The organism is Pseudomonas sp. UMAB-40 (assembly GCF_900095275.1).
GTDB lineage: Bacteria > Pseudomonadota > Gammaproteobacteria > Pseudomonadales > Pseudomonadaceae > Aquipseudomonas > Aquipseudomonas mandelii_B.
This window is the reverse complement of record NZ_LT607558.1, coordinates 71,847-98,700: the sequence shown is the minus strand read 5'-3', so window position 1 is coordinate 98,700 and position 26,854 is coordinate 71,847. Positions and strand designations below refer to the sequence as shown.

General features: G+C 58.7%; 25 protein-coding genes. 10 read left to right on the top strand and 15 right to left on the bottom strand.

Going from position 1 to position 26,854, the window contains the following annotated elements:
* Nucleotides 1-16: 16 nt before the first annotated feature.
* A complete protein-coding gene (locus tag K0F88_RS13035) occupies nucleotides 17-673 on the top strand; it encodes a thiopurine S-methyltransferase (protein WP_094468357.1) in 657 nt (218 codons plus the stop codon).
* Nucleotides 674-879: 206 nt separating this feature from the next.
* Here the strand turns inward: K0F88_RS13035 and htpX are convergent, their stop codons facing one another.
* Nucleotides 880-1,767, bottom strand: a complete 888-nt coding sequence (gene htpX, locus K0F88_RS13030; protein WP_109633611.1) for a protease HtpX — start codon at nucleotides 1,765-1,767, stop codon at nucleotides 880-882.
* Between the two features lie 316 nt (nucleotides 1,768-2,083).
* On the bottom strand, nucleotides 2,084-3,295 hold the full coding sequence (locus K0F88_RS13025) for a pyridoxal phosphate-dependent aminotransferase (protein ID WP_219095308.1): 1,212 nt from the start codon (nucleotides 3,293-3,295) through the stop codon (nucleotides 2,084-2,086).
* Nucleotides 3,296-3,521: 226 nt separating this feature from the next.
* Between K0F88_RS13025 and msrB the strand changes: the two genes are divergently transcribed.
* The 3 genes from msrB to K0F88_RS13010 all read left to right on the top strand — a co-directional run bounded on the left by msrB (nucleotide 3,522) and on the right by K0F88_RS13010 (nucleotide 5,030).
* Entirely contained in the window at nucleotides 3,522-3,917 is a 396-nt protein-coding gene (gene msrB, locus K0F88_RS13020; protein WP_219095307.1) for a peptide-methionine (R)-S-oxide reductase MsrB, read from the top strand.
* A gap of 169 nt (nucleotides 3,918-4,086) precedes the next feature.
* Nucleotides 4,087-4,572 carry a glutathione peroxidase gene (locus K0F88_RS13015; RefSeq protein ID WP_219095306.1) on the top strand — a complete coding sequence of 162 codons (486 nt, stop codon included), beginning with the start codon at nucleotides 4,087-4,089 and terminating at the stop codon, nucleotides 4,570-4,572.
* Entirely contained in the window at nucleotides 4,569-5,030 is a 462-nt protein-coding gene (locus tag K0F88_RS13010) for a MarR family winged helix-turn-helix transcriptional regulator (RefSeq protein WP_010461278.1), read from the top strand. The genes K0F88_RS13015 and K0F88_RS13010 overlap by 4 nt, the downstream gene beginning before the upstream one ends.
* Here K0F88_RS13010 and K0F88_RS13005 read toward each other — a convergent pair.
* Nucleotides 5,014-7,335, bottom strand: a complete 2,322-nt coding sequence (locus tag K0F88_RS13005; protein ID WP_219095305.1) for a response regulator — start codon at nucleotides 7,333-7,335, stop codon at nucleotides 5,014-5,016. The two genes, K0F88_RS13010 and K0F88_RS13005, sit on opposite strands and share 17 nt — an antisense overlap.
* A gap of 168 nt (nucleotides 7,336-7,503) precedes the next feature.
* On the opposite strand from K0F88_RS13005, the gene K0F88_RS13000 reads away from it, so the two are divergent.
* Nucleotides 7,504-8,394 (top strand): ATP-binding protein, encoded by an 891-nt coding sequence (locus K0F88_RS13000; protein WP_219095304.1) that lies wholly within the window; start codon nucleotides 7,504-7,506, stop codon nucleotides 8,392-8,394.
* Nucleotides 8,391-8,873, top strand: a complete 483-nt coding sequence (locus K0F88_RS12995; protein WP_094468350.1) for a GAF domain-containing protein — start codon at nucleotides 8,391-8,393, stop codon at nucleotides 8,871-8,873. Before K0F88_RS13000 ends, K0F88_RS12995 begins: the two co-directional genes overlap by 4 nt.
* On the opposite strand, the gene K0F88_RS12990 is transcribed toward K0F88_RS12995, so the two are convergent.
* The 9 genes from K0F88_RS12990 to K0F88_RS12950 form a co-directional block, all read right to left on the bottom strand.
* The gene (locus K0F88_RS12990; protein ID WP_094468349.1) at nucleotides 8,874-11,819 is read right to left on the bottom strand and encodes an HD domain-containing phosphohydrolase; all 2,946 of its coding nucleotides are present in this window, start codon (nucleotides 11,817-11,819) and stop codon (nucleotides 8,874-8,876) included.
* A 49-nt stretch (nucleotides 11,820-11,868) separates the two neighbouring features.
* Nucleotides 11,869-15,513, bottom strand: a complete 3,645-nt coding sequence (locus tag K0F88_RS12985) for a transporter substrate-binding domain-containing protein (RefSeq protein WP_094468348.1) — start codon at nucleotides 15,511-15,513, stop codon at nucleotides 11,869-11,871.
* An 8-nt stretch (nucleotides 15,514-15,521) separates the two neighbouring features.
* Nucleotides 15,522-16,148, bottom strand: coding sequence for a response regulator transcription factor (locus K0F88_RS12980; protein WP_094468347.1), 627 nt, complete (start codon nucleotides 16,146-16,148; stop codon nucleotides 15,522-15,524).
* A gap of 256 nt (nucleotides 16,149-16,404) precedes the next feature.
* Complete coding sequence (locus K0F88_RS12975) at nucleotides 16,405-16,797, bottom strand: response regulator (RefSeq protein WP_257605249.1); 393 nt, start codon at nucleotides 16,795-16,797, stop codon at nucleotides 16,405-16,407.
* Between the two features lie 186 nt (nucleotides 16,798-16,983).
* Nucleotides 16,984-18,315 (bottom strand): deoxyguanosinetriphosphate triphosphohydrolase, encoded by a 1,332-nt coding sequence (locus K0F88_RS12970; protein WP_219095302.1) that lies wholly within the window; start codon nucleotides 18,313-18,315, stop codon nucleotides 16,984-16,986.
* 67 nt (nucleotides 18,316-18,382) lie between these two features.
* Nucleotides 18,383-19,546, bottom strand: coding sequence for an EAL domain-containing protein (locus tag K0F88_RS12965; protein ID WP_094468345.1), 1,164 nt, complete (start codon nucleotides 19,544-19,546; stop codon nucleotides 18,383-18,385).
* Between the two features lie 126 nt (nucleotides 19,547-19,672).
* Nucleotides 19,673-20,014, bottom strand: a complete 342-nt coding sequence (locus K0F88_RS12960; RefSeq protein ID WP_219095301.1) for a hypothetical protein — start codon at nucleotides 20,012-20,014, stop codon at nucleotides 19,673-19,675.
* The gene (locus K0F88_RS12955) at nucleotides 20,011-20,400 is read right to left on the bottom strand and encodes a phage holin family protein (RefSeq protein WP_094468343.1); all 390 of its coding nucleotides are present in this window, start codon (nucleotides 20,398-20,400) and stop codon (nucleotides 20,011-20,013) included. The genes K0F88_RS12960 and K0F88_RS12955 overlap by 4 nt, the downstream gene beginning before the upstream one ends.
* 1 nt (nucleotide 20,401) lies before the next feature.
* A complete protein-coding gene (locus K0F88_RS12950) occupies nucleotides 20,402-20,716 on the bottom strand; it encodes a YqjD family protein (RefSeq protein ID WP_090186370.1) in 315 nt (104 codons plus the stop codon).
* A gap of 304 nt (nucleotides 20,717-21,020) precedes the next feature.
* On the opposite strand from K0F88_RS12950, the gene K0F88_RS12945 reads away from it, so the two are divergent.
* Nucleotides 21,021-22,229 carry an ammonium transporter gene (locus K0F88_RS12945; protein WP_219095300.1) on the top strand — a complete coding sequence of 403 codons (1,209 nt, stop codon included), beginning with the start codon at nucleotides 21,021-21,023 and terminating at the stop codon, nucleotides 22,227-22,229.
* A gap of 1 nt (nucleotide 22,230) precedes the next feature.
* Here K0F88_RS12945 and K0F88_RS12940 read toward each other — a convergent pair whose 3' ends face one another.
* A complete protein-coding gene (locus tag K0F88_RS12940; RefSeq protein WP_219095299.1) occupies nucleotides 22,231-23,943 on the bottom strand; it encodes a monovalent cation:proton antiporter-2 (CPA2) family protein in 1,713 nt (570 codons plus the stop codon).
* 211 nt (nucleotides 23,944-24,154) lie between these two features.
* Here K0F88_RS12940 and K0F88_RS12935 point away from each other — a divergent pair, with 211 nt between their 5' ends.
* The 3 genes from K0F88_RS12935 (at nucleotide 24,155) to K0F88_RS12925 (ending at nucleotide 25,835) form a co-directional block, all read left to right on the top strand.
* Nucleotides 24,155-24,391: a glutaredoxin family protein gene (locus K0F88_RS12935; RefSeq protein WP_094468340.1), complete on the top strand. Its 237-nt coding sequence runs from the start codon at nucleotides 24,155-24,157 to the stop codon at nucleotides 24,389-24,391.
* A gap of 164 nt (nucleotides 24,392-24,555) precedes the next feature.
* Nucleotides 24,556-24,873: a transcriptional regulator gene (locus K0F88_RS12930; protein WP_219095298.1), complete on the top strand. Its 318-nt coding sequence runs from the start codon at nucleotides 24,556-24,558 to the stop codon at nucleotides 24,871-24,873.
* Between the two features lie 71 nt (nucleotides 24,874-24,944).
* Entirely contained in the window at nucleotides 24,945-25,835 is an 891-nt protein-coding gene (locus K0F88_RS12925; protein WP_094468338.1) for a pseudouridine synthase, read from the top strand.
* A gap of 69 nt (nucleotides 25,836-25,904) precedes the next feature.
* Here the strand turns inward: K0F88_RS12925 and K0F88_RS12920 are convergent, their stop codons facing one another.
* Together K0F88_RS12920 and mobA are read right to left on the bottom strand one after the other, a co-directional pair.
* Nucleotides 25,905-26,126, bottom strand: coding sequence for a YgdI/YgdR family lipoprotein (locus tag K0F88_RS12920; RefSeq protein ID WP_219095297.1), 222 nt, complete (start codon nucleotides 26,124-26,126; stop codon nucleotides 25,905-25,907).
* 76 nt (nucleotides 26,127-26,202) lie between these two features.
* Nucleotides 26,203-26,805 (bottom strand): molybdenum cofactor guanylyltransferase MobA, encoded by a 603-nt coding sequence (mobA, locus tag K0F88_RS12915; protein WP_094468336.1) that lies wholly within the window; start codon nucleotides 26,803-26,805, stop codon nucleotides 26,203-26,205.
* Nucleotides 26,806-26,854 lie beyond the last annotated feature (49 nt).

Genomic DNA, 26,854 nt, shown 5'->3' with positions numbered 1-26,854 from the left:
ATTTTCGGGATTAATTATGCAGCCGGAGTTTTGGCACAAGCGGTGGACGTCGAATCAGATCGGCTTTCACCTGCCGGAAGTGAATCCATATCTGCAACGCTACTGGCCGCAGCTGGGCCTGGAGGAGGGCGCGCGCGTACTGGTGCCGCTATGTGGGAAAAGCCTGGATCTGCTCTGGCTGGCTAAATGCGGTCACGAAGTGTTGGGCATCGAATTGTCGGAAAAGGCGGTGGAAGACTTTTTTCACGAGCATCAATTTGATCCGGACGTCAGTGACCAGGGTCCTTTCACGGTCTATCGGGCGGGTTCGATCGAGGTCTGGTGCGGCGACTTCTTCGCGTTGACGGCCGGCGATGTCGCCGATTGCAGCGCACTGTACGACCGCGCGGCGCTGATCGCCTTGCCGCCGACCATGCGTGAACAGTACGCCGAGCATTTGAAGCGGATACTGCCGAAAGATTCGCTGGGGCTTTTGATTACCCTGGATTACGACCAGGCGCAGAAGGAAGGCCCGCCATTTGCCGTGCTGGATGACGAAGTGCAACGGTTGTTCGGGGCAACCTGGGAGCTGAAGATTCTGGAAGACCAGGATGTGCTGGGCGAGAGCTGGAAATTTGTCGAGAGCGGTGTTACTCGGCTTGAAGAGCGGGTTTATCGGGTTTCCAGCCGATAGATTTGTAGTGGTTTAACTGGCCTCATCGCGAGCAAGCTCGCTCCCACAGGGGATCTGTGTCGTTCACAGAATTGTGATTCAACTTTGTCACCTGTGGGAGCGAGCTTGCTCGCGATGGGGTTCGAATGAACACCACAAAACCAGCAGACAAAAAAAGGCCCGCATTCACTGCGGGCCTTTTCTTTTAATGCGTAGTGCGAGAGCTATCAGCCTCGACGACGCAACGCGTCAATACGCTCTTCCAGCGGCGGGTGGCTCATGAACATGCGAGCGAACCCTTGTTTGATGCCACCGTTGATGCCAAAGGCATTCAGCGTATCCGGCATGTGCACCGGCAGGCCCTGTTCTGCACGAAGGCGTTGCAAGGCGCCAATCATCGCACTTGTGCCGGCCAGGCGTGCGCCGGCTTCGTCGGCACGGAACTCACGTTTGCGCGAGAACCACATGACGATGGAGCTGGCCAGAATGCCCAGGACCAGTTCGGCGACGATGGTCGCCACGTAGTAGGCGATACCCTGGCCTTCTTCGTTCTTGAAGATCACCTTGTCGACAAAGTTGCCGATGATCCGTGCGAAGAACATCACAAAGGTGTTCACCACGCCCTGGATCAACGCCAGGGTGACCATGTCGCCATTGGCCACGTGGCCGATTTCGTGGGCCAGGACGGCCTTCACTTCATCCGGCGAAAAACGTTCGAGCAGGCCTTGGCTGACCGCGACCAGTGCGTCGTTCTTGTTCCAGCCCGTGGCGAACGCGTTGGCCTCGTAGGCGGGGAAAATCCCGACTTCGGGCATCTTGATCCCGGCTTCGCGGGACAGTTGCTCGACGGTTTGCAGCAGCCATTGCTCGTGACGTGTGCGCGGCTGGCTGATGATTTGGGTGCTGGTGCTCATCTTCGCCATCCACTTGGAGATGAACAGCGAGAACAGGGAACCGGCGAAACCAAAGACCGCACAGAAAATCAGCAGCTGATTGAGGTTGAGATCAACCCCGTTGGCCGCCATGAACCCGTTGAAGCCGAAAAGGCTCAGGGTGATGCTGGCAATCAGCACGACCGCCAGGTTAGTGGCCAAAAACAGCAGGATGCGCATCATGGTTGTAGAAATCTCCTCATGCTAAAGATGTAGCGTACTGCGGGGTATATAAGGTGCTGCACCGGGCTATTCAACCGAGTGACTATTTCAAACTGTGTCCTACGGCAACAGTCTAGCTGCTTGCAGGGCAATTCCGACGGCGATGCCGGACGTGTTTGACAGACAATTCGCGTCTCAGGCCCCGTCTTTGTTAGGCGCGGCTACGAAACGTGGCATGAGTCAGCGATAAGGGCGGTGAGGTCTGGCGGGGCGCAAAGATATGTTGCTGAATTGATCACCGTGCGACAGACGCATGCGTCGCACGGTGAAGTCCAGGTTACTGGCGGTAGGATTTGAGGAAGTTGCCGATCCGGCCGATGGCCATGTCCAGCTCGTCCACCCGTGGCAGGGTCACGACACGGAAGTGATCCGGCCAAGGCCAGTTGAAGGCCGTGCCTTGCACCACCAGCAGCTTCTCGGAGAGCAGCAGGTCGAGCACGAACTTCTCGTCGTTGTGGATCGGGCAGACTTTCGGGTCGATCCGCGGGAACGCATACAACGCCCCCATCGGCTTGACGCAGCTCACGCCCGGAATATCGTTGAGCAGTTCCCAGGTGCGATTGCGCTGTTCCAGCAAGCGACCTTGCGGCAACACCAGGTCATTGATGCTCTGATATCCGCCGAGTGCAGTCTGGATCGCGTGCTGGCTCGGCACGTTGGCACACAGGCGCATGTTGGCCAGCATGTCGATGCCTTCGATGTAGCTCTGGGCGTGGTGTTTCGGGCCGGAGATGGCAATCCAGCCGGAACGGAAACCGGCCACGCGATACGACTTGGACAGACCGTTGAAGGTCAGGCACAGCAGATCCGGCGCCAGGGACGCGGTGCAGATGTGCACGGCATCGTCGTACAAGATCTTGTCGTAGATCTCGTCGGAGAACACCACCAGGTTGTGCTGGCGAGCCAGTTCCAGCATGCCCAGCAGCACTTCCTTCGAGTACACGGCGCCGGTCGGGTTGTTCGGGTTGATGATCACCAGGGCTTTGGTGTTCGGAGTGATCTTGGCCTTGATGTCGGCCAGGTCCGGCCACCAGTTGGCCTGCTCGTCGCACAGGTAATGCACCGGGTTGCCGCCGGACAGGCTCACGGCAGCCGTCCACAGCGGATAGTCCGGCGCTGGCACCAGCACTTCGTCGCCATTGTTCAGCAAAGCCTGCATCGACATCACGATCAGCTCGGAAACGCCGTTGCCCAGGTAGATGTCTTCAATGCCGACGCCTTCCACCTGCTTTTGCTGGTAGTACTGCATGACGGCCTTGCGCGCGCTGAACAGGCCTTTGGAGTCGCTGTAGCCCTGAGCGGTCGGCAGGTTGCGGATCACGTCCTGGAGGATTTCGTCCGGCGCTTCGAAACCAAAGGGCGCCGGGTTGCCGATGTTCAGCTTGAGGATGCGATGACCTTCCTCTTCCAGGCGTTTGGCGTGCTTGAGCACTGGGCCGCGAATGTCGTAGCAGACGTTGGCGAGCTTGTTCGATTTGCTGACCTGCATGGCGATGTGTTCCCGAAAATGAACGATCCAGGCGGCGTATGAACTACCGTACTGGGAATCCTGCGTATTCACACAGGCCTGACGCCTTGAGATGCAGCACCCATAAATCCGTTTGAATGCGCGTGGTCTGGCTGCCAGACTGGCGTTTGACGAGGCGCAATCATACGTGCCGCCCGATCCGTGGAAAAGGTACAGATCGGGCTTTTTCAGCTGCTGAGGTGTGACGATGGAAAAGTTGGATAAAACCCTGGAAGAATGGAAGGCGATGCTCGATCCAGAGCAGTACAACGTTTGCCGTCTCAAGGGCACCGAACGGCCGTTCTCCGGCAAATACAACGACACCAAAACTGACGGCGTCTACCACTGCATCTGCTGCAACGAGCCGCTGTTCGACGCCAAAACCAAATTCGACTCCGGCTGCGGCTGGCCGAGCTTCTACGCGCCGATCGGCGACAGCGCCATGGTCGAGATCCGTGATGTCAGCCACGGCATGGTCCGCACTGAAGTGGTCTGCGCCAAATGCGACGCGCACCTGGGGCACGTGTTCCCGGATGGCCCGCCGCCGACCGGTCTGCGTTATTGCATCAATTCGGTGTGCCTGGACTTGGTGCCGCGCGAGTAATGCGAGCCGTGTGGGAGCCGGGTTTGCCCGCGATAGCGGCCTAAAGGGCCCTGTCGCAGGCAAGCCATGCCTGCTGCCGATGATCGGTGCCCCCTCCCACAATTTAAATTGCACACAATTGAATTGCTCGCTATGTTCAGGGCTTGTTCCTTCAATTCGAGCCAAACCCATGAGCGACAACCTGCTGAGCATCCCGGTGACCACCATCAAAGGTGAACAAAAAACCCTGGCCGATTTCGCCGGCAAAGCCGTTCTGGTGGTCAACACCGCCAGCAAATGCGGTTTCACCCCTCAGTACAAAGGCCTCGAAGCGTTGTGGCAGACCTACAAGGATCAAGGCCTGGTGGTGCTCGGCTTCCCCTGCAATCAGTTCGGCAAGCAGGAACCGGGTAACGAAGGGGCGATTTCCGAGTTCTGCGAATTGAACTTCGGTGTCAGCTTCCCGCTGTTCAAGAAGATTGACGTCAATGGTGCCGGCGCTCATCCGCTGTTTGTGCAGTTGAAGAAGCGCGCACCGGGCGTGTTGGGCTCCCAGGGCATCAAATGGAACTTCACCAAGTTCCTGATCGGCAAGGACGGCCAGTTGGTCAAGCGCTTCGCTCCGGCGACCAAGCCGCAGGACCTGAGCCGCGAGATCGAAGCCCTGCTCAAATGAACACGCTGTCCGTCGATTCGCTGAAGCTCGACAGCCAGCTCTGCTTCAAGCTGTATGCCGCTTCTCGGGCGGTGATCCGCGCCTACAAGCCGATGCTCGATCAACTGGGCCTGACCTATCCGCAATACCTGGCGATGCTGGTGTTGTGGGAATGGCAGGAGACGGCGCCGGAGCAGCCGACGGTCAAGGCGCTGGGCGAACGCCTGGCGCTGGATTCCGGCACCCTGACGCCGTTGCTCAAGCGCCTTGAGCAGCTGCAACTGGTGCAGCGCCAGCGTTCGGCGCGCGATGAGCGAGAAGTGCACCTGAGTCTTTCGCCAACCGGCAAGGCCTTGCGGGATCAGGTCGGGCCGCTCAAGGCCCGGTTGCTGTGCGACAGCGGCGTCGATCTGGATCGCCTGCATGATCTGCGCGACGGTCTCGATCACCTGCTGGGGCAAATCAAAGCGCTGTCGTAGTCGGTATCCACAGGTCGAGCAGCGCGGCCAGTTCTTCTCGGCGAAAGGGCTTGGCCAGGTAATCGCTCATGCCCGCCACACGGCAGCGTTCGCGTTCCTCGGACATGGCGTTGGCAGTCAAGGCCACGATGGGCAATTGTGGCCAGCGCCCGCTGCGACGGATTTGTCGGCTGGCTTCATAGCCATCCATCACCGGCATGTTGCAGTCCATCAGCACCAGATCGAATTCGCTGTGCTCAAGCTGATCCAGGGCTTCGGCACCGTGAGCGGCGACGATCACCTCGCAACCGAGTTTGCCGAGCATGCCTTTGGCCACCAGTTGATTGACCGGGTTGTCCTCGACCAGCAGGACACGTCCGCGCCGTTGGGGGGTAAGGGCTTCGACTCGGGCACCGTTGATCAGGTTGCTTTCAGGCAGCAGCACCCGGCGCAATGTCTGGTAAAGCGCATTGCGCGCCAAAGGACGTGCCTGTTGTTGCAGGGGCGCCAGGGCGCTCGCTTCTTCGCTCGGCATGAAGCTGCCATAGGCGGTTACCAGCAAGATAGGCGCGTCGAGGGTCGGGCGCAGGCCAAACAGGCATTCGGGGCAGTCGGTGATCAGCACGTCCGGGTCGAGGCCGATGAACGAGTCATCGATGGAACGTTGCTGATACTCGAGACCCCAGCCGGGCAACAGGTTTTTCAACAGTTCCGCCAGGCCGCTATTGGCCGCGGTGATGGCAATGACCTTGCCCGGTAAAGGCTGCGGGGGGATGGCCCGGGTGTGGCAGGGTAACGGCAGGTCGGCGCAGAACTGGCTGCCGAAACCCGCTTCCGAGCTGATGGTCAGCCGCCCCTGCATCGCTTCGCAGAGGTTATAGGTCAGCGCCAGGCCCAGCCCGGTGCCGCCAAATTGGCGGGTAATGCCGGCGCCGGCCTGCGTGAAAGGCTGGAAGATTTTGACCTGAGCATCCTGGGCAATCCCGATGCCGGTGTCGCAGACTTCGATTCTGACGCCGTCTTCAAAGGTTGAAAGGCGCACGTCGACCCGACCGAAACGGGTGAACTTGAGGGCGTTGGACAACAGGTTGCTGACGATCTGCCGGACGCGGGTCGGATCCCCCAGGACCAACGCCGGAAAGTGCGGATCGATCAGGCAGGTCAACTCGACGCTGGGCGCGGCGTTCTGCGACAGCAGGTTGGCGGTGTCTTCGATCAGCGACCCGAGGTCGAACGGAATGTGTTCGAGTTCAAGCTGGCCGGCATCGAATTTCGACAGGTCGAGAATATCGTTGAGCAGTTCCACCAGCACTTTGCCCGAGTCATGGGCGATGGACAGCTGTTGCTGTTGTTCGGCGTTGAGTGGGCCATCCAGCGAGAGCGCGATCATGCCCAGCAGGCCGTTGAGCGGTGTGCGGATTTCATGGCTCATATTGGCGAGGAACACTGAGCGTGCTTCGGCCATGTCGAGGGCGGTACTTCGTGCGACTTCCAGCTCCTGGTTGGATTGGCTGAGCCGGGCATTGATCGCCTTGAGCTCCGCGGTGCGGGCCGAGACGATGTTTTCCAGTTGCCCGAGGTAGTCGGTCAGGCGGTTTTCGGCGTTGCGCCGCTGCTGGATTTCGGTAGCGATGTTTTCGAACTGCTGGTTGGCCACTTTGACCAGCACACCGATTTCATCGTTTTTATGCCCGCTCGGGTATTCCAGCCAGGTCGGTTCCGCGCTACGGGGATCGCGCCCGCTGAGTTCGCGGATGACCCGCACCAGCGGTTTCGTCAGCATCACGTAGAACAGCGCCAACAGGATGCCGGTCAGAATCAGGCTGCGAGCGAAGCCGTTGAGCAGCGTCACCTCGGCCCGGCGCAGGAAACGGCTGCCGAAGGCGTAGGTATCGACTTCCAGTCGCAAGGTGCCGAGGGATTCGTTCGGCAAGTGGTCGAGGTAGAGGCGGTCTTCAAACTGGCGGTTGGCGCCGAACAGGAAGTCGCTGATCATCCGATAGTTGCTTTGCAGGGTCGGGCGTTTGACGCTGGCCAGTACGGTGCCGTTGTTGTCAGTCAATTGCGCACCGACGATCGCCGGAGAGCGCAACAGGCCCATGGTCAGTTCCTGGGAGAGTTCGGCGTCGATGTTGTAGGCGATACGGGACGCGGGGTTATGGCTGATTTCCAGCAAAGACAGTATTTCGCGGTTGATGGAAGCGTCTTCGCTGGCATAATCGATGCCTATTTGCAGCAGACTGAGCAGCGTGCCCAGAATGAAACCGACAAGCACGGTAAGCCTGGCTTGTTTGTATGACAGCCGGTGGGTGAACTTGATATCCATGGGGTGTTGAACCACTTCCGTATCCCTTCGCTGCTCAAGCATAGTCGATCATGCATGGATACCGATGTTCTCGCGAGCCCTTGTGCAACAAGGGATGAACCGGGTGCCGAATGCCGTGTTGCGTCGCTGTAGTGCCATCATCACTGTGAACGTGCCCGAGGAGAAGACGTGGATTCCCGATTGAATGCTTTTCTTGAACGCGCCGATGCTGTTCTGGCCCGTATCGAACCGCTCTTGCCTGCACCTCGGCAAGCCATCGACTGGACGCAATGCCTTGCCGCGCGCTGGCAACGCGAGGGCCGCAGCGGGTTTCTGCTGCCGCTGCAGGTCAGCCTCGACACGCGGTTGTCCGACCTGATCGGTGTCGACCGCCAAGTGGAGCAACTGGGGCGCAACACCCAGCAGTTCCTCGACGGTATGCCCGCCAACCACGCACTGCTCTGGGGCTCGCGCGGCACCGGCAAATCGTCGCTGGTGCGCGCCTTGCTGGCCGAGCACGCCAAGGCCGGCCTGCGGTTGATCGAGATCGAGCGCGATCACCTGGCGGACCTGCCGCGCGTGGTCGAACAGATCGCCAGGCTGCCTCAGCGTTTCGTGCTGTTCTGCGATGACCTGTCGTTTGAGTCGGGCGAAGGCGACTACCGCGTGCTCAAGAGCGTGCTCGACGGCTCGCTCGAACAGGCGCCGGATAACGTCTTGCTGTACGCCACCTCCAACCGTCGCCACCTGGTGCCGGAGAAGGAAAGCGATAACGAAAACTGGAAACGGGTCGATGGCGAACTGCATCCCAGCGAGGCGGTGGAAGACAAGATCGCGCTGTCGGACCGTTTTGGATTGTGGCTGTCGTTCTATCCGTTTACTCAAGAGCACTTCCTTGACGTCGTCGAGCACTGGATCGGGCAATTGGCCGGAAAATCCGGCCTTGAGTGGCAGCGTAACGAAGAGCTGGACATCCTCGCCGTGCGCTGGGCGACGGGCCGGGGCAACCGCAATGGACGTTGCGCGTATCAATTTGCCCGCTATTGGGTGGGGCTGAAGCTGTTGGAGCACAAAGCATGATCGATTTACAGAAGAGCGGCCAAGGCCTGGACGGTTACGGCATGTTATGGGCGCAGCTGGAATCGCTACTGGCGGACGAGCGTGACTTTATCGCCAACGCCGCGCAGTTTTCGGCGTTCCTGTATAGCCAGCTCGACGACTTGAACTGGGCCGGTTTCTACCTCAATCGCAACGAAGAATTGGTGCTTGGCCCGTTTCAGGGGCAGATCGCCTGTGTGCGGATTCCGTTCGGTCGCGGCGTGTGCGGGACGGCGGCGGCGACCTTGCAGACCCAACTGGTCGAAGATGTTCACGCGTTCCCCGGGCACATTGCCTGCGACAGCGCCTCGAACAGCGAGCTGGTCGTGCCGCTGGTCAAGGACGGTCGCCTGATCGGCGTGCTGGACCTCGACAGCCCGAGCCTGGCGCGGTTTACCGCTGACGACCAGGCCGGTATCGAGCAACTGGCGGCGATTTTCCTGCGTCTGACCGATTGCTGATCACGCCCCCAAGCCGGCCTTGACCAGCAGGCTTGACGGGTCGACCGCATCGATCTGGCGTGGATCGAGGAATCGGTCGGCGTATTGCAGATAGATGCCGGCGTTGATGAACAAGCCGAACAACTCCGGATCGATATGGGCGTCACGGCACATGGTGGCCATGATGCCCAGCGCTTCGCTCAAGGTTTTGGCCTTCTTGTAAGGGCGGTCGGCGGCGGTCAGCGCCTCGAAAATATCGGCAATCGCCATCATCCGTGCCGGCAGGCTCATTTCTTCGCGCTTCAACTGTTTGGGGTAACCGGTGCCGTCCATTTTCTCGTGGTGGCCGCCGGCAATTTCCGCGACGTTGTTGAGGTGGCCGGGGAAGGGCAAGTGGCTGAGCATCAGGATCGTCTGCACCATGTGGTGATTGATGATGTAACGCTCCTCGCGGGTCAGCGTGCCTCGGGAAATGCTCAGGTTGTAGAGCTCGCCCCGATTGTATTTGTAGCGTGGCACATCGAGCTTGAAACCCCAGGGATTGTCTTCCGGAATCAGCTCGCTTTCGGCGCGTTCGAACAGGTGTTCGGGTTTATCCGCCAACAGCGGCTCGCTGACCGGCAAGGTCGGTGCCGGGGTTCGTGCCTGGCGGCGGTTTTCCTCCCAGGACACACCGATTCGATCGTCCAGGGTTCGGGTCCAGTTGCGCTGGGCAATGCTGCGCAGCCGTTGCAGATCGGCCTCGGCCATGGCCTCGGCGCCCAGATTGCAGCGGGCGACGAAGGTGAAATCATCATCCAGCCCGGCCAGGTTGGCATTGCGCAATTGGGCCAGGTGTTGCTCGTCACCGCCCAGGGCGATGGCCTGCCAATAATTGATCCAGGCATCGCGCTTGAGGACTTCGAAACGGGTGCGGATTTCATGAATGCGGTCGTTCAGGGTCTCCAGCTTGGTGGCTTTGTCGACCACGTATTCAGGCGTCGTGACCTTTCCGCAGTCGTGCAGCCAGGCCGCAATGTGCAGGGCTTCCCACTCATCTTCGGTGGGTTGGTAGTCGCTGAAGGCCGGGGCCTGACTGGCGGCAGCCGCATGGGCAAGCATCAGGGTCAGCTCCGGCACTCGCTGGCAGTGGCCTCCGGTATAAGGGCTCTTGGCATCGATCGCGCCGGCCAGCAGTTGAATGAAGGCGTCCAGCAGTTGTTTCTGTTTGGTTTGCAGGCGCTGACTCTCAATGCTCACGGCCGCGGCGCCGGACACAGCCTGGAGAAACGCGATGCGGTCCGGGCGCAGTTTTTCCAGGTCGCTTTGTGTGCCGCTGTCGGTCAAAAGCAGGATCAGCAGGCCCACGGTTTCGTTGTGCCGATTGTGCAAACGGATGCCGATCAGGTGCACCCGTGGGCATTCCAGCGCGAGCATCACCTTCTGCAAATCCCCCGCCTGTTCGAAACCCAGATTGGTCACGATATTGTCGGCGTTCGACAACCGCTGAAGCCACTGTGGACTTTGCGGATCCTGGAGTTCATGTCCCTGAACACCGAACGAGGGCAATGCCTGTGAAGTACCATTGATGACCAGACCCTGGGGCTCCATGCGATCGCTGTCACGTTCGCGCAGGTAAATCAGACCGGCCTGGGCTTGCCCGATTTTCACGGTTTCAAACAGCACCCGCTGGAGCAACGGCGCGAAACGGGTCTCGGCGCTCAAGCTATCGGTGATCTGGAAAAAACTGCCGAGGGTGTCCTTCATCCGCGCCATCGATACGCCCAGTTGGTCAATTTCAAGCACCGGCGAACTGCGGCCGATCGGAAAGTTGAAATTGAAACTGCGCACCGCATCGGCTTCCTCCACCAACGCGCGCAGGGGCTTGACCAGGACTCTGGAGGTCAACCAACCTACGGGCAGGCACAACAGCAAGGTCGCCAGGGTAATCAGCGCGCCTTGCCAACGCATGCGGTAGGCATCGGCGAGCAATTCGTCCTCCGGCACCAGCAGCGCCAGTTGCAGTCCCTGGGGGCCGCCCTCCATCATGCTGCTGCGCGCCACGATCCATTGACGCCCGGCGGCGTCCAGCCGATTGCCGGCAGGAGGATTGGAGAGCAGGGCGCCGAGGCCGGGGCTCAGGTCGGCAGCCTTGTTCAGGCGAGCGGTCTGGTCGTCGATGATCAGCTTGTTACTGTCGGGGTAGGCGATGGCATTACCCTGGGCATCGAACAGCACGATTTCGGTATGGGGCGTCACCACGTGTTTGGCCAGGGTGGCCGACAATTCGGCCAGGGTCAGGTCGGCACCTATCACCGCGTTTTCACCACTGCGCCGGGCCAGGGTGGTGCCGACGTTGTGGGTGGAGAAAAAAACGTAGGGTTCGGTGGTGATCTGGTCCATATCGCCGCTCGCGCTGGAGAACCAGGCGCGGGTGCGGGGATCGTAGGTTTCGTCGGGATTGTCCTGACGGTTGATGAGTGTCAGGGATTGATCAAAAAACAGCGATTGAGAGCGGATCTGACCACTGCTGCTGTGCTCGATGCTCCAGACTTGAAACGCTGCGGTGTCAGGGGCTTTCAGCTCGGTTCTCAGGGCAGTGGTCCGCAGGGGGCGAACCATGAAGAAGTCACCGTTGCCGTAGCCCAGATACAACGATGCCAGGTTGGGATTGTCCTTGAGCGATTGGCTGAACGGCTGGAGCAACGCCATTCGCTGTTCCAGATTCGCTGCCCGGGTCGCCGGGTAGTCCGCCAGCAGGCTCAGCAGATGGCGAATCGGTTCATAGGTGCCTTGCAGGTCCAGGCGGACATCTTGCTCGATGCGATTGAAGAGCTTCTCACTGCTCGAAAGAATGATCTGCGTGGTTTGCCCATAGTTGAAAATGCCCAGCACCACGCCGGTCAGCAATAACAGGAAGGTGAACATCACACTGATATGGATGTGCAGGGGAAACCGGCGTTGATCCGGGCGCAGTGGGCTGGGCATTGCGGTTCTCTCCATGATGGTTAACACACTGCTCAGCGTCCAAGCATAGTTAAGGCTCCATCATTCTGCTTTTCTCGTTGCGGCCTATCTGTTGCTCCAATGCCTGCTCCAGTTCGACCATCGCGCGGTCCATGGCCTGGGTGCAATTGACGACTACGTCAGGGTGGAACACGTCATGACAGGCGTTTTCCAGCGCCTCGCAGCTGTCGATCAATCGGCAAGCCTGGACGATTCGCGCAGCACCCTTGATTTTATGGGCCACCTCGATGAAAGCCTGCCGATCTTCTGTGGGGGATAAGGTCAGCAACTCTTGCCGATCCAGACGGTTGCTGTTCAGCAGTTCGGACAACAGGCGCTGGTCCAGTGTCGGGCTGCCACCCGTCAGCAGATGCAGGCCTTCAAGGCTGAAGGCCGGGGCGCGGACCGTCGGCGCAACGCCTTTAACCCATTGACTCAAGGCTGTCAGGCTCAGGGGCTTGAACAGGCAGTCGTCCATTCCGGCTTGTTTGCAGCGTTGTATTTCTTCCGGTTGTGCGTTGGCGGTGAAGCCCAATACGGTACAAGGTCGGCTCTGCGTTTGCTGTTCATGTTGGCGAATGGAGCGAGCCAGTTCGTATCCATCCATGATCGGCATGTTGCAATCGACGATCACCAGATCGAACACCTCGTCCTTCCAGGCCTTCAACCCCGCTTCGCCATCCGGTGCGGCGCTGGAACGATGTCCCAGGAACTCCAGTTGCTGACACATGAGCAAGCGATTGGCGGGATGGTCGTCGACCACCAGGACGTTCAGTACAGCCGAGGTCGTGTGGAGGGACGGTTCAGCGGTTATCGACACCCGCTCGGCCGGCAGTGTTGCAAGGTTCAGCGAGATCCGGACCTGAGTGCCGATACCGGCCTGGCTGCTCAATTGCAGATTGCCGCCCATCATCTCGCACAGATTGCGGCTGATGACCAGGCCAAGCCCCGCGCCGCCTCTGGCCGCCTGCCCGGAATGATCGGCCTGGGCGAAAGGCTCGAACAAACGCCGTTGATCCTGTTCGCTGATCCCGACCCCGCTGTCCTGAACCTCCAACTGCAACAGCACCCGGTCGGGTTCGTCGGTTGGATGCAGCTCGACCACAACCCGGACCTTACCCTGTTCGGTAAACTTGATGGCGTTGCTGACGAGGTTGGACAGCACCTGCTTGAAGCGCATCGGGTCCAACAGGACATCGGAGGGTGGTTCTGCCAGGTTGAAGTCCAGCCGCAGGCCCAGATTTTTCTGGCGGGCCAGTCCGTCGAAGATCCGTACCACCGAGGCTACGGTTTCTCTCAGGTTGACCCGCTCCGGGCTCAGGCTCAGTCGTCCGGATTCAATTCGCGCAATATCAAGAATGTCGCCAATCAAGTTCAGCAGGTCTTTCGCCGAGTGGTAGGCCACGTCGATGGCCGGGCGATCTGGGTGGCTGTGATCGATACGCTTGAGGGTCAGTTCGAGCATGCCGATGATGGCGTTCATCGGCGTGCGGATTTCATGGCTCATGGTCGCCAGAAAGGTGCTTTTGGCACGGTTGGCTTCATCCGCACGCTCTTTCGCGGCACGCAGGTCATCGAACAGTTGTCGGCGCTCGCTGATGTCGATCCAGCCGCCAATGACGCCTTGGACGTCACCACTGGAGTCCCGGTAGGGAAGTATCCAGTGATAAATCGTCAGTGTGCGGCCACCGATATGCAATGGCCGGTCGAGAATCAGCGGAGTTCCTTCGGCCACGACGCGTTGGTAATCCGCCTGATATTCTTGGGCTTCAAATGAGTTGCCCAAGCTGCCCTGCATGACGTTTTTACCAATCACGTCTTCGCGTTTGGCGCAGAAGGCCTCCAGGTAACTGTCGTTACAGCTTTGCAGCAAGCCCTGGCGATCACGCACGTAGATGGGATGAGGCGTGCCGTTGACCAGCGATCCCATGAACTCGAGTTGGTCGTTCAGGGCGAGCTCGGCGGCCAGGCGCTGATTGATCTGGCGACGCATGTAAGCGTTCCAGGTCATGGAAATCAGCAGCAGCACGCCAACACCCAGAACGATTTGATAGAACAGCCGGTGAAAGTTGCGCCAGGTACTTTGAGAGGCCGATGAGTAGCCTCGCCAGCGGCTGTTGATTATGCCCAGCTCTTCCGGCGCGATGCTCAGCAGTGCCTTGTCGAGGATCGAACCCAGCTCTTTGGCGTCGCGCCCGGTCGCCAGGGAGAACGCGGCTTGCCGGGTGCCAATGGTGGTGCTTATTTGAAGTGTGTGCTCGAAAATTCGCGATGAGATGAAATAGTTGGCAATCACCAATGAACTCACTGTCCCTTCAGCCTGACCCTCGGCGAGCAATTCCACGGCACTGAAGGTGTCTGGCGTTTCGATCAGATGGATTCGCGGGAACTCGCGGCGCAGGTAATCCGCCATTGGATTACCTTGGGCGATGGCCAGGCGTTTGTCCGTGAGTTGCGCCAGATTTGATGGGCTGTCGGCAGCTTTGCGAGTGAGCAGGACAACGGAGTTTTCCAGATAAGGACGGCTGAAGTTCAGCATGGTTTCACGTTGGGTGCTGGGGAGCAGGGCAGCAATCAGGTCGGCCTGATGGCTGTTGACCTGCGCGATCATCTCGTCATCGTTGCGGCTGCGATGGATCTCGAAGCGCAAACCGGTGCGCAATCTGATCAGCTCGAGCAAATCGGCGGATACGCCCCGAAAGTTGCCGTCGCTGTCGAAAAAAGTCAGCGGCGCCAACGCTTCGTTGACCACGACGCGCACCACAGGATGTTGCGCCAGCCAGCGTTGTTCACGGTCGGTGAGTTGCAGTTTCTGATCAGTGAGAAGAATGTCACTGCCCGCACTCCAGCGTTTGGCGATGTTTTCGCGTTCGCTGCCAGGGGTCGCTTTCAGGATGGTGTTGATGATCCCGAGCAGCGCCGGGTTGCCCTTATGCACGGCAAAGCTGAAGCCGTGGGCCTCGTGTTTACCGAAGTTGGCCATGCGGATGTTGTTCAGATACCCCTTGTTGATGATGTAATGGGTTGAAATGGTATCGCCCAGAAAAACATCGGCCTGGTCGAAAGCCACCGCATTGATTGCATTCTGATAGGAGGGGTAGGACGTGATGATCGCTTTCGGGTACAGGGCTTTGACTTCGTCCAGCGGCAAGTAGTGATACACCATGCTCAGGCGCAGCCCGGCGAGGCCGTCGCTCAGGGATCTGGTTTCGCCTTCCCGTGTCACCAGAACCGGTTGATCCACGGCATAGGGCAAGGACAGTACGATGTCGGCATTGCGGGCTTCAAAACCATTGGCGCTGCCGAGCATGTCGACCTCGCCTTTGTCCAGGGCCTCGATCGCATCTCCCCGGGAAACGTAGCGCTGGACCTTGACTGGCAGGCCGGTGGCCTTGCCCAGGATGCCCGCGTAATCAGCAGTGAAACCTTCGTAGTCATGGCCGCTGATGGTCAGGTCGAAAGGAGGGTAGTCGGGGGCAGAGGTGCCCAGAATCAGTTCACGCTTATTGTTAAGCCATTGTTGTTGCGATTTATCCAGTTGGACTTCCATGTGTCCGGTCATTGAACGACTGAGCAGGGTGTAATGCTCGCTCGCCGTTGGTGCCGCGTGCGCTGAGGTGCTCAGGTATAAACCTGCAGTCAGCGGTATCAGATAATCCATTAAACGACTGGGCATCCTGTTTCTCACACTAACGCGTTGCGTTTTGCCATATCAATGAGTTCAACGAGTGATTTGGCCTTGAGTTTTTGCATGAGGCGTTTTTTGTAAGTGCTGACAGTCTTGTTACTCAGGAACATGCCCTTGGCAATTTCCTTGTTAGTGCGGCCTTGGGCAAAAAGTTGCAATACCATCAGCTCTCGGTCATTCACTGACTTGAACAGTTCGAGGTCGGCATATCGCTCATCGTCAGCACGGACAGGATTCAAGGCCTGGCTGGGGAAATAGTTGTAACCTGATAGTACGGCTTTAATTGCGCTCACCAGTTCACTAAGGTCTTCCTGTTTGCATACATACCCGGACGCGCCGGATTGCATGCAGCGAATACCGAAAAGCGTCGGGCACTGTGCCGTTAACACCAGGGTTTTGAGGGGGGTACTCATTGCGTTGAAACGGGAGAGAACTTCCAGCCCATCCAGTTTGGGGATGCTGATGTCAAGAATGACCAGGTCTGGCATGCATTCACGAACCATCTGCATGGCATCGACCCCATTATCAGTTTCGCCGACGACTTTGTAACCCTCATGTTCGAGCAACATTCGGACGGCAAGACGGATGACGGGGTGATCGTCGACAATAAAAACGGAGTTCATAATCAAATCCCATACGCGCTCAAATAAAGCGCGCACCTTAGCTCAGATAGTTGAGGGGGGCATGAACTGACAGGCCTGTAGTGGCAATATAAGATAATTCCTACAGTCGAAGAAGAATCGGACTACGGATCAACTAGGTTTTGCATGAGGATCAGTCAAGTCGTTGTATGTGTGTTTGGTGGGTAGGACAGGTTGATTTGAGATGTATTAGATAGGTGTTTAAATGTTTTTTTAGTATGTCTTTGTTTGAGTGTTTTTATAGTGAAGCCAAGGTCAATAAGTTTCTAAGGTCTGATTGTTTCAAGGGTTTTATCAAATAGCCCAACAAGGGCAGCCCGTGTTCGATGGCTATTCTTTCAAGACCGTCCAGTTCAATGGATGTCAGACTGCTCAGCAGAATGGCCTGTCTGATCATTCCCCGCTGGCTGGCGTATTCGATCAGATCCAGACCGGGAAGGTCGGGCAGGCATTGATCGCACAGAAGGATGTCGAAGGGTTGCGACGCCTTGAGCATTTGCTGCAAGGCGGCTTCGGCGCTATCAGTGGCGGTCAGTTGATTGAAGCCGTAACTCTCCAGCAAGCATTGGGTTGCCCTGAGCTGGAAGGGGTGGTCTTCCACCAGCAAGATGCGCCAATCGTGTTCAGACATGGGATTTTTCATGCTTCATCTGTCGAGCAGAGGGAGCATGATTATTTCGCGGTCAGACCGTTCATTCGATCAGTCGGCTCTGCACAGGGTGTAGGGCGATTCTGTTGACGCGCGGATTGAAACGAGAAATGCGCAGAACGTCGATCAGCCGGTCAGGAGGCCCTGACGCGGCTGAACGATGCACGGTCATCCGTGGCTTGAGCGACCGGTCATTTCCAGTGCCATTTGACTGGCATAGCTGTCGGTCATGCCGGCGATGAAGTCGATCATTCTCAGAAACGAAGTGTGTAAAGGGCCATGAGGATCGGGCGCATTGTTGCCTAGCAGGTCGAGAATGCGCCGGCTCTTGAAGGACGGTGTCCGACCGTTGTGTTGTTCCAGTGCCGCGCCGCAGAACGCGTTGAGAAGGATTTCGAGGGTGGTATAAGCGCCGATTTCGTGCAGCGTCTTGCGCTTGTCCTGGAATATCTTTTTGCGCGCCATGTCTTTGGCATTCAAGACGCAGCGCTTGGCCGGACCATGCATGTGCTCCACCAGATCGCCGGGCAGCGTGCCGGCCAGCAGCGAGTCCTGTTGCTCGACGAAGGCCCGGGCGGCGGCATTGGTCAGGTGCTCGATGGCCTTGCCCCGCAGGATCGCCAGTTTGCGCCGACGCGAATCCAGTGGGCCCAGTTGGCGATAGGTTTCCGGGAGATCATCGCCCACCAGGTCGAGCAGCAAAGACTCGACTTCGGCGTACTCCAGCAGGTCCATTTCCAGGCCATCTTCCAGATCGATCAGCGCGTAACAGATGTCATCGGCGGCCTCCATCAGGTACACCAGTGGATGGCGCGCCCAGCGCTGTTCCTCCAGTTGCGGCAGGCCGAGCTTAAGCGCGATCTGCTCCAGCAGCGGGAGTTCGCTCTGATAGCAGCCGAACTTGTGCTTCTTGTAGCCCAGTGAATCGGCGTGCTTTGCCGTCCACGGGTATTTCAGATAGGTGCCCAGCGTGGCGTAGGTCAGTCGGGTGCCGCCGTCGAATTGATGGTATTCGAGCTGGGTGAGCACCCGGAAGCCTTGGGCGTTGCCTTCGAAATTCAGGAAGTCATTGCGTTCGACTTCGCTCATGGCGTCCAGCCAGCCACGGCCGGCGGCCTGCTGGAACCAGTGACGGATTGCGTCTTCGCCGGAATGCCCGAAGGGTGGATTACCGATGTCATGGGCCAGGCAAGCCGATTGCACCACCATCCCCAGATCGCTCGGTTCGCACCAGTCGGGCAGGGCGCTGCGAATGGTTTCACCGACGCGCATGCCCAGGGATCGACCGACGCAACTGACTTCCAGCGAATGGGTCAGGCGCGTGTGGATGTGATCGTTGCTGGTGACCGGATGGACCTGAGTCTTGCGCCCGAGGCGGCGAAAAGCACCCGAGAAAATGATGCGGTCGTGGTCTTTGTGGAAAGGGCTGCGGCCGAGTTCTTCCGGGCTGTGCAGCGGCTTTCCGAGGCGTTCGCGGGTAAGCAGGGTTTGCCAATCCAAGGCTGGACTCTCCGTCAGGTGACTGAGCCCCTAGCTTCCGGGTTCGTGCCTGCCCCTGCAAGCGGAACTAGAGCCCGGCGGCGTCGATGTCGATGAGCAGCAGTCGCTCGCCGTTGTCGAAAAATTGCCCGGCAGTCAGGCAGTACTGATTGCTGGTGGCATCGCGGTAGGTCGTGGACAGTGTCAGGCGCCGTTCTTCCCAGCCTTCGGCCAGCAAGTGATAGAAATAAGGCCGCCACGACCAGTTATGACCCAGGTAGCGGTTATCGGCCTCCCAGCCGTTGTTGCGCCATTCCAGATTGGGCGTCAACTGGGTGCCGTGACGGTCGCATTGATAGAAGCGCAATAGCCATGGAAACGCGTGCAACTGTGGCAAGGCGCTCAGCGGCGCACGGGCCAGGGCCCAGGCCTGCAGGATCGCCATCAGTTCGCAGAGTTGCTGGCGCATGATCATCAGTCGACTGCGTTCGCCCAGTTTCTGCTGAACATAACGCTGGCGCAGTTGCGCGAAACGTTCGACAAAAGCGTCGGTGGCGAAGAATTCCTCCTGCGCCCGGGCGAACAGAAACCCCTGTACGTAACGCGAGCCGCATTCCAGGGCGAAATTGAGCTGATCTTCGGTTTCCACCCCTTCGGCAATGATCCAGCACCCGGTTTTCTCGGCCATTTGCGCCAGGGCTTTCACCACGTCGCTGCTGGGTCCGCCCAATGCCGCAGCCTGGAACAGTCGCATATCGAGCTTGAGAATGTCCGGTTGCAGGGCCAGCACGCGATCAAGTTGCGAGTAACCGGCACCGAAATCATCGATGGCGATCCGTGCCCCGGCGTGTCGATAGCGTGCCACGACGTCGGCCAGGCGCTGGATGTCGCCCCCCAGTTCGGTGATCTCGAAGACGATGCGTTGCGGATCAACGTTGTGTCGGCTCAATTGCTTGAGGCTCGGTAGCGCCTGGTCCGGCCGTAAGCGGTTGATCCATCGCGGTGATATGTTCAGGCTCAAAAACCAGTCCGATGGCGCTTCATGCAAACGGCTCAGAGCGTTGTCGCGGATCTGCCGGTCAAGGCGACGAAGGGCGATCGCGGGCGTTCGCGGGTCGGCGAACAACGGCCCCACCGAAGCCAGTTGACCATCGGCCTGTCGCAGTCGACCCAGCGCTTCCACACCCGCGATACGGCCCGTGGCGGTATCGATAAATGGTTGAAAGCAGGCGAGCGGTTGCCCGTCGATCACGAGGCCTCCTTAGTAAGGTCTTGTTTTTGGATTGACCTGTACGCCGGGTAGGCACACAGGATTGAACCTCTCGATAAAGAGGTTAATCCCGGTGGTGTTGCAAGAATGCAGCCAGATAGTGGCTATTCAATCTTTGCGCGAAGAACCCTGCATGACCAATTTGATCAAGGGGCCCAGCGTTGTGCCCAAGCGAACCAGTCGAGTCAGGCTGCTGGTACCGCCGCCTTTGGCGCCTTTCCCGGTCAGAAAACCGAGCAGCGTCACGGCCGCCATGCCCCAGAGCGGGGCGTGCTTGATGCCGAAGCCGTCGTGCAGGTTTTGCGTCATCCCGCGTACCCGCTGCAAGGGTTGCAGCAGTTGCGCGGATTCGTGACGAATTTCCTGGCGATGCATTTCCATGCGCAGGCGTATCAGCGCCTTGCGCATTTCGGTGCGCGAGCTGTTATGGGGCAATTCAGGCAGGCTCATGGCAGCAGGCGCTCCCTATCGTTGGCCAATTCTTCCAGGGTGCCGTGGAAGGGCGAGGACTCATCGAAAATCGCGGCCTTCAGGCGCATGGCACAGAATATTGCTGCCAGTGTGTAGAACACACAGAGCCCAATGATCGCCGGCAGACGGTAGGTGTCCCAAAACAGGATCAGCACCAGCGTCGACAAACCCACCAGCAACAGCAAAGCAAAGACCAGCGCCAGGCCTGCAAACAGCAACAGGCTTACGGTGCGCGCTTTTTGTTCCTGCAACTCGATGCCGAACAGTTCGACATGGCTGTGCAACAGTCCAAGAAAAGCGGCACCCAGGCGCCGCGATGAAGAGCTTGTGCCCGTCGCGGACGAGCTGGATTCACCGATAGACATATCAGCGCCGAGTGGCCAGCAGGCCAATCAGAAAGCCGACACCTGCGGCGATTCCGACCGATTGCCATGGATTGGTCTGCACGTAATCTTCGGCAGCGGTAACGGCGGCCTGGCCGCGTTCGCGCAGGGAGTCTTCGGTCAGCTTCAACGTTTCGCGGGCACGCAGCAGACTCTCGTGGATCTGGCTGCGCAGCTCATCAGCCTGGTCGCCAGCCAGGGTTGCGGTGTGTTCCAGCAACCGTTCGGTGTCGCTGACCAGAGTCTGAAAATCGTTCATAAGGATTTCTTGAGCAGTCTTTGCTTTGATGCTGGCCATTGGTGATCTCCGTAAGTGGCTTCTGAAGCGTTCGAGTATGAGCCTTGTGTGAAGGTTCAGTACAAATGACTGGTACAACTTTTGCTATGTCATGGTGCATCAGCCCGCGCCGTTGCGCTGTTGCCGGGCATGATTTCAGGAAAACCCTGATTCAAACAATTAAAACTCGCGTCAGGGTTTCAGCCTTGTGCGCCAAAGCGGTTCATCGGGATCAACGCCTTGATCCTGCGGGCCGCAACTTGGTGCACAAACTCCCTGCGCGAACCGCTTTGGTGCTTTTTTAGCCTTCAGGTCTGCCAACCCCATGGAAAATCTGCAAAGCGCTGTGGACAGTCTGGTCCATAGCTCCAACACGTTGTTCATCCTTATCGGTGCGGTCATGGTTTTGGCCATGCACGCCGGTTTTGCCTTTCTTGAAGTCGGCACGGTTCGACAAAAGAATCAGGTCAACGCCTTGTCGAAGATCCTCAGCGACTTCGCCATTTCGACTCTTGCCTACTTCTTTATAGGCTATTGGATTTCCTACGGGGTCACCTTCATGCAACCGGCGGCGGTGATCAACGCCGATCATGGCTACGGGCTGGTGAAGTTTTTCTTTCTGCTGACCTTCGCGGCGGCGATTCCGGCGATCATTTCCGGAGGCATTGCCGAGCGCGCCAGATTCGTCCCGCAGTTGTGTGCGACGGCGCTGATCGTGGCGTTCATCTATCCCTTCTTTGAAGGCATGATCTGGAACGGCAACTTCGGGTTGCAGGCCTGGTTGCTGGAGCAGTTTGGCGCCAGCTTCCATGACTTCGCGGGCTCGGTCGTGGTCCACGCCATGGGCGGATGGCTGGCGCTCGCGGCGGTGTTGCTGCTCGGGCCCAGGCAAGGGCGTTATCGCGAAGGGCGGCTGGTGGCGTTCGCACCGTCGAGCATTCCCTTTCTGGCATTGGGTTCGTGGATTCTGATCGTCGGCTGGTTCGGCTTCAACGTCATGAGCGCACAAACGCTGCAGGGCGTCAGCGGATTGGTCGCGGTGAACTCGCTGATGGCTATGGTCGGCGGCACCGTGGCGGCACTGATCGTCGGACGCAATGATCCGGGGTTTCTGCATAACGGCCCACTGGCCGGGTTGGTGGCGATCTGCGCCGGTTCCGACCTGATGCACCCGGTGGGCGCGCTGGTCACGGGGGTGATCGCCGGAAGCCTGTTTGTCTGGTGCTTCACCGCGGCTCAAGTCAAATGGCGCATCGACGATGTGCTGGGTGTCTGGCCGTTGCATGGTTTGTGCGGTGTCTGGGGAGGGCTCGCCTGCGGCATCTTCGGCCAAAGCGCCTTGGGCGGTCTGGGTGGAGTGAGCCTGATCAGCCAGGTGATCGGCACCTCGTTGGGTGTGATCGTGGCGCTGCTCGGTGGATTTGTGGTGTATGGCGTGATCAAGGCGTTGCATGGTCTGCGCCTGAGCCAGGAAGAGGAGTATTACGGTGCGGACTTGTCGGTGCACAAGATCGGCGCCGTCAGTCAGGACTGATTCACTTTTCTTCATCGTCACTCCCGGGATAAAACCCGTGCAGCAGGCGATAGCGGTCATGCCGTATCTGGTCGGCCCGCTCCTGTACCTGATGCGCGGGTAAACCCAGCATGATCAGGGCGTGGGAGGCGAGCATCAGGCTCGACTCCAGCAGCTCGGGCACGACTTCGCTGGCACCGGCCGCTTTCAATTCGGTCAGTTGGCTGTCGTCCCGAGTGCGCACCAGGATCGGAATCGTCGAGTTCAATCGGCGCGCCTCTCGGAGAATCAGGAGCGCGATGTCGGTCTGGTCCACGGCGATCACCAGCAGCCTTGCCCGCACCAGCCCGACCGCGAGCAACAATTCACCGCGTCGCGAGTCGCCGTAATGCACACAGGTTTCACCCGCGGCGGCTTCCTGGACACGTATCGGATCGGTGTCCAGTGCGAGGTAAGGTTGCAGCGCATTACGCAGCGCGCGGCCGATGGACTGACCCACGCGACCGTAGCCACAGATCACGACGTGGTTGTGCAAGTCGGCATTGAGCGCGCTGATTTCTGCCAGTTTTGCTTCTTCGTTGGGCTTGCGATGCAGGCGTGTCGCAATGTGGGGGGCGGCGCGCAGCAGCAACGGTGTCACCAGCATCGAGCAGAATGTCGCGGCCAGCAGAAGACCTCCGAAGTCGGCGGGCATCAGTTTGTTTTGCTGCATCTGCGCCATCAAGGCAAAGCAGAACTCGCCACCCTGAGCCAAGGCCAGGCCACTGCGCCAGGCGGTTTCGCCGTCGCTGCCGCGCCATTTGACCAGCAGCGCGACCACGGTGCCCTTGATGAGCAGTAACCCAAGCGTCAGGCCGAGAACCAGCAGGCCGTGGCTGGCAAATAGCTGCAAGTCGATCAGCATGCCGATGCTGACGAAAAACAACCCGAGCAGGATGTCGCGGAACGGCCGGATGTCCGCCTCGATCTGGTGCCGATAGTGGCTTTCCCCCAGCAGCATGCCGGCGAGAAATGCACCCAGGGCAGGGGAGAGGCCGAGCAAGTGAGTCAGCCACGCGGTCAGCAAAACGATGACCAGCGCCAACAGTACGAACAGCTCCGGGGAGCGAGCGGCGGCTACTTCATGGAACAGGCGGGGCAACAACCATCGACTGGCCAGCAGCAAACCACCGAACAGCACCAGGGTCTTGCCCAGCGTCAACGGCAATGCCCAATACCAGGCCTGATCACTGTTGCCGGCGAACACCGGCACCAGGGTCAGCAACAGCACCGCCACCACATCCTGGAACAGCAGCACGGCAATGGCATTCTGGCCGTGGCTGCTGAATATCTCGCCGAGGCTGCTCAGCTCCTTGCTGACAATGGCCGTAGAGGACAGCGACAGACCGGCACCGAGTAACAGCGCGGGCGTCGCCGGCATGCCGAACAGCATCAGCAATGCCCCCATCAAAATCCCGGACACCAACACTTGCAGGCTGCCAAGGCCGAACACCACCCGACGCAATGCGATCATCTTCGACAGGGAGAACTCCAGTCCAAGAGAGAACAGCAGAAACACCACCCCCAGCTCGGCCAGGTCTGGCAACTCTTCGCTTTCATTCACCCAGTTGAACGCCGTCGGCCCGATCATCAGCCCTACGCACAGATAGCCCAGCACCGGCGGCAGACGCAGGCGCTGGAACAGTGCGATCACCACCAAAGAGGAGGCGAGAATGATCAAGAGGTTGGCGAACACGAAAAACTCCGGTGATGGGTGTTGGCTACTCAAGCGTAGAGGCAAAATAGCCGCGAGCATCGCGCAAATGAGATTGTGCATGAATGATTTGAGTCAGGGATTTGCCGAAATCTTTTGAAATCGACAGCCGTGCCAGAGGTCTTGGGTCTTGGCTCGACTGCGGTTGCCGTCGGGCCTAGAATGAACGCCAAACTTGACTGGTCTTTTTGTCATGCCTCCTGAATGTCAGCTTTTCGGCACCCTTGGTTGCCATCTTTGTGAAGTCGCTGAAGCCATGCTGATGGAGTTTGTCGAGCACGGTTTGTTGGTTGAACTCGTCGATATTGCGGAAAGCGAAGACTGGGTTGAAAACTACGGTCTACGTATTCCGGTGCTGAAGCGTATTGATAGCGGCGCAGAACTTGACTGGCCATTCAACGCAGATGAGGTAGTAGCGTTCTTGCGCTGATTGCAGGTGTGGGACTACTCCCGCCCGTCGCGGTCCACGTTGATGCATTGGCGAAAGGCAGATTATTGAGTTACTGTATGTCCGTACAGTAACTCTGATCGCCTGCCATGTTTTTCCCTGTTTCGGGTTTGGGCAAGCGATCCCGGAAGTCAGAGGGATGAGCCTTGGTCAATGTCGAGCAATTGAAGAACAGTGTGAACCGGATGTCGGCCGATGTGGTGCGCGAGGCGGTCCTCGAACTGCGTCTTGATGGTCTGGTCCTGGAAGGAAAAACACCCTTCAACAAACTGCACTTCAACACCTGTTTTGCCGAAATCGAAGCGTTGTTCCAGCGCGCGGGTTATCACCGCCAGCTCGATGTCGTTGGCTATCAGGGCTTGTTGTATGCGCTTTATGATCCAGGCCGCTGGGAAGCGGTCGATGTGCTGCGCTGGCTCAAGGAGTTCACCGAGGCGGCGGCACGCGCGCAGATACCGGCGTGAGGATTCTCTACTAGGTTCGTTCCGGCCGCTGTTGGATAATGCTGCCCTGCATTGAGGGTCAGAGCGTTCGTATGTCCACTTCATCTTTTTCTGCTGCACACAACCAGGCCAGCACGCTCTACTTGCCACCGGGGCCGTGGCAGACGGTGCTCGATTGTTTGTGTGAGCATTTCAGCGCTATCGGTCGAGAACAATGGCTGGACCGAATTGCTCGCGGTCGCGTGCTTGACGGGCACGGTCAACCGATCGCCCTTGATCTGCGTTACAAGGAAGGCCTGCGGATTCATTACTTCCGTGAGGTGCCTGACGAAAAACCGATCCCGGTGGTCGAATCGATCCTGTACGCCGACGACCACCTGGTGGTGGCGGACAAGCCGCATTTTCTGCCAGTGACGCCTGCCGGGGAATACGTAGAGCAGACGTTGTTGCGACGGCTGATCCGTCGATTGGATAACCCGAATCTTGTGCCTTTGCATCGGATTGACCGGCACACGGCGGGACTGGTGTTGTTTTCAGCGAACCCCGAGAGTCGCTCGGCTTACCAGTCGTTGTTCCCTACACGGAATATCGAAAAACGCTACGAAGCAATCGCCCGCGCATTGCCTGATCTGAGCTTCCCATTGGTTCATAAAAGTCGGCTGGTCGATGGCGAGCCATTCTTTCGCATGCAGGAAGGTCCGGGTGCCAGCAACACCGAGACGGCAGTCGAGGTTCGTGAGAAGCACGGCGATCTCTGGCGTTATGGACTTTATCCGGTGACCGGCAAGAAACATCAGTTGCGGGTGCATATGACCGCTTTGGGCGCCAGTATCTGCAACGACCCGTTCTACCCGCAGGTGCTCAAGGATGTCGAGGACGACTATGCCAATCCCTTGAAGCTGTTGGCCCAGGGTTTGCGGTTTGTCGACCCGGTCACCGGCCAGCAACGTGAATTCGAGAGCACGATCACCCTGCAATGGTGATTACATTGCTTCAGGCACGAAAAAGCCCGCTATAAGCGGGCTTTTCTGTATCCGGTGGTGCCGTAAAGATTACAACTCTTTAACGGTACGAACCTGATCCTTGTTGATGCGGGTTTGTTTGCCGTCCAGTTGTTCGAACTGGTAGAAACCCGATTCTTCATCGTATTTTGGCGCGTCGACAGCCTGGATTTCGCGACCGTCATTCAAGGTGATCACTGTAGGCGATGCACAACCGGCGAGGGTCGCGAGGCCCAGTGCGAGCATGAGAGTGGCGAGGGTCCGTTGAGTCATGAGTGTGTCTCCGAATATGAATTCTTTTGGTTACTGAGCTTGAGACGTATACAACGCGCGCAAGTTCCTTCTCGTGTCAGTCTGACACAGTGTTGTGTTCACTTAACAGCTCTGGCGTGTTGAGGTTGGCCAGGCGAGGATCGTTGTCGGGGCATTGCAGGGCGGTAGCACCCAGTTTACGCATCAGGCGACCCGGGCTGCGTTCGCCGTCGTGCCAAGCCGTTTCGAAGTCTGCCGAGAGCGCCACGGGGATGATGCACAGCAATGGTTCCCAGTGTTCGTTATGGCGCAGCATCAGCGGTTTATCCGGATGCTGGCGGGCGGTTTCGCGCATGCTCTGGAGCAGGGTCGCATCGATGCGCGGCACGTCGCACGGCAACACCAGCAGATAGGGGTGACGGGCGGCCTTGAGACCGGCGCGAATACCGGCCAAAGGTCCCGGGAAGTCGCCTTCATCGTCATGGACCAACTGGTCGGCATAAGGCGCGTACTTTTCCAGGTTCCTGTTGCAGGAGATGATCAGGTCATCGCTCAGCTCGCGGGTCTTGCGATGCAGATGCGCAATCAGCGGCTCGCCATGCCATTCCAGCAAACCCTTGTCCTGACCGCCCATGCGTTGGCCTCTACCACCTGCCAGGAGCAGAATGGAGCAGGGCGGCAAATGTGTATTTGAGGTCATGGCACGTCTCCATGGGGGCGGCGAAAAACCGGGGCGCTGTGATATAACA

Coding starts and splice junctions, on each gene's coding strand:
- K0F88_RS13035 (WP_094468357.1), top strand. CDS start 17: ATGCAGCCGGAGTTTTGGCACAAGCGGTGGACGTCGAATCAGATCGGC.
- htpX (WP_109633611.1), bottom strand. CDS start 1,767: ATGATGCGCATCCTGCTGTTTTTGGCCACTAACCTGGCGGTCGTGCTG.
- K0F88_RS13025 (WP_219095308.1), bottom strand. CDS start 3,295: ATGCAGGTCAGCAAATCGAACAAGCTCGCCAACGTCTGCTACGACATT.
- msrB (WP_219095307.1), top strand. CDS start 3,522: ATGGAAAAGTTGGATAAAACCCTGGAAGAATGGAAGGCGATGCTCGAT.
- K0F88_RS13015 (WP_219095306.1), top strand. CDS start 4,087: ATGAGCGACAACCTGCTGAGCATCCCGGTGACCACCATCAAAGGTGAA.
- K0F88_RS13010 (WP_010461278.1), top strand. CDS start 4,569: ATGAACACGCTGTCCGTCGATTCGCTGAAGCTCGACAGCCAGCTCTGC.
- K0F88_RS13005 (WP_219095305.1), bottom strand. CDS start 7,335: ATGGATATCAAGTTCACCCACCGGCTGTCATACAAACAAGCCAGGCTT.
- K0F88_RS12995 (WP_094468350.1), top strand. CDS start 8,391: ATGATCGATTTACAGAAGAGCGGCCAAGGCCTGGACGGTTACGGCATG.
- K0F88_RS12990 (WP_094468349.1), bottom strand. CDS start 11,819: ATGCCCAGCCCACTGCGCCCGGATCAACGCCGGTTTCCCCTGCACATC.
- K0F88_RS12985 (WP_094468348.1), bottom strand. CDS start 15,513: ATGCCCAGTCGTTTAATGGATTATCTGATACCGCTGACTGCAGGTTTA.
- K0F88_RS12980 (WP_094468347.1), bottom strand. CDS start 16,148: ATGAACTCCGTTTTTATTGTCGACGATCACCCCGTCATCCGTCTTGCC.
- K0F88_RS12975 (WP_257605249.1), bottom strand. CDS start 16,797: ATGTCTGAACACGATTGGCGCATCTTGCTGGTGGAAGACCACCCCTTC.
- K0F88_RS12960 (WP_219095301.1), bottom strand. CDS start 20,014: ATGAGCCTGCCTGAATTGCCCCATAACAGCTCGCGCACCGAAATGCGC.
- K0F88_RS12955 (WP_094468343.1), bottom strand. CDS start 20,400: ATGTCTATCGGTGAATCCAGCTCGTCCGCGACGGGCACAAGCTCTTCA.
- K0F88_RS12950 (WP_090186370.1), bottom strand. CDS start 20,716: ATGGCCAGCATCAAAGCAAAGACTGCTCAAGAAATCCTTATGAACGAT.
- K0F88_RS12945 (WP_219095300.1), top strand. CDS start 21,021: ATGGAAAATCTGCAAAGCGCTGTGGACAGTCTGGTCCATAGCTCCAAC.
- K0F88_RS12935 (WP_094468340.1), top strand. CDS start 24,155: ATGCCTCCTGAATGTCAGCTTTTCGGCACCCTTGGTTGCCATCTTTGT.
- K0F88_RS12925 (WP_094468338.1), top strand. CDS start 24,945: ATGTCCACTTCATCTTTTTCTGCTGCACACAACCAGGCCAGCACGCTC.
- K0F88_RS12920 (WP_219095297.1), bottom strand. CDS start 26,126: ATGACTCAACGGACCCTCGCCACTCTCATGCTCGCACTGGGCCTCGCG.
- mobA (WP_094468336.1), bottom strand. CDS start 26,805: ATGACCTCAAATACACATTTGCCGCCCTGCTCCATTCTGCTCCTGGCA.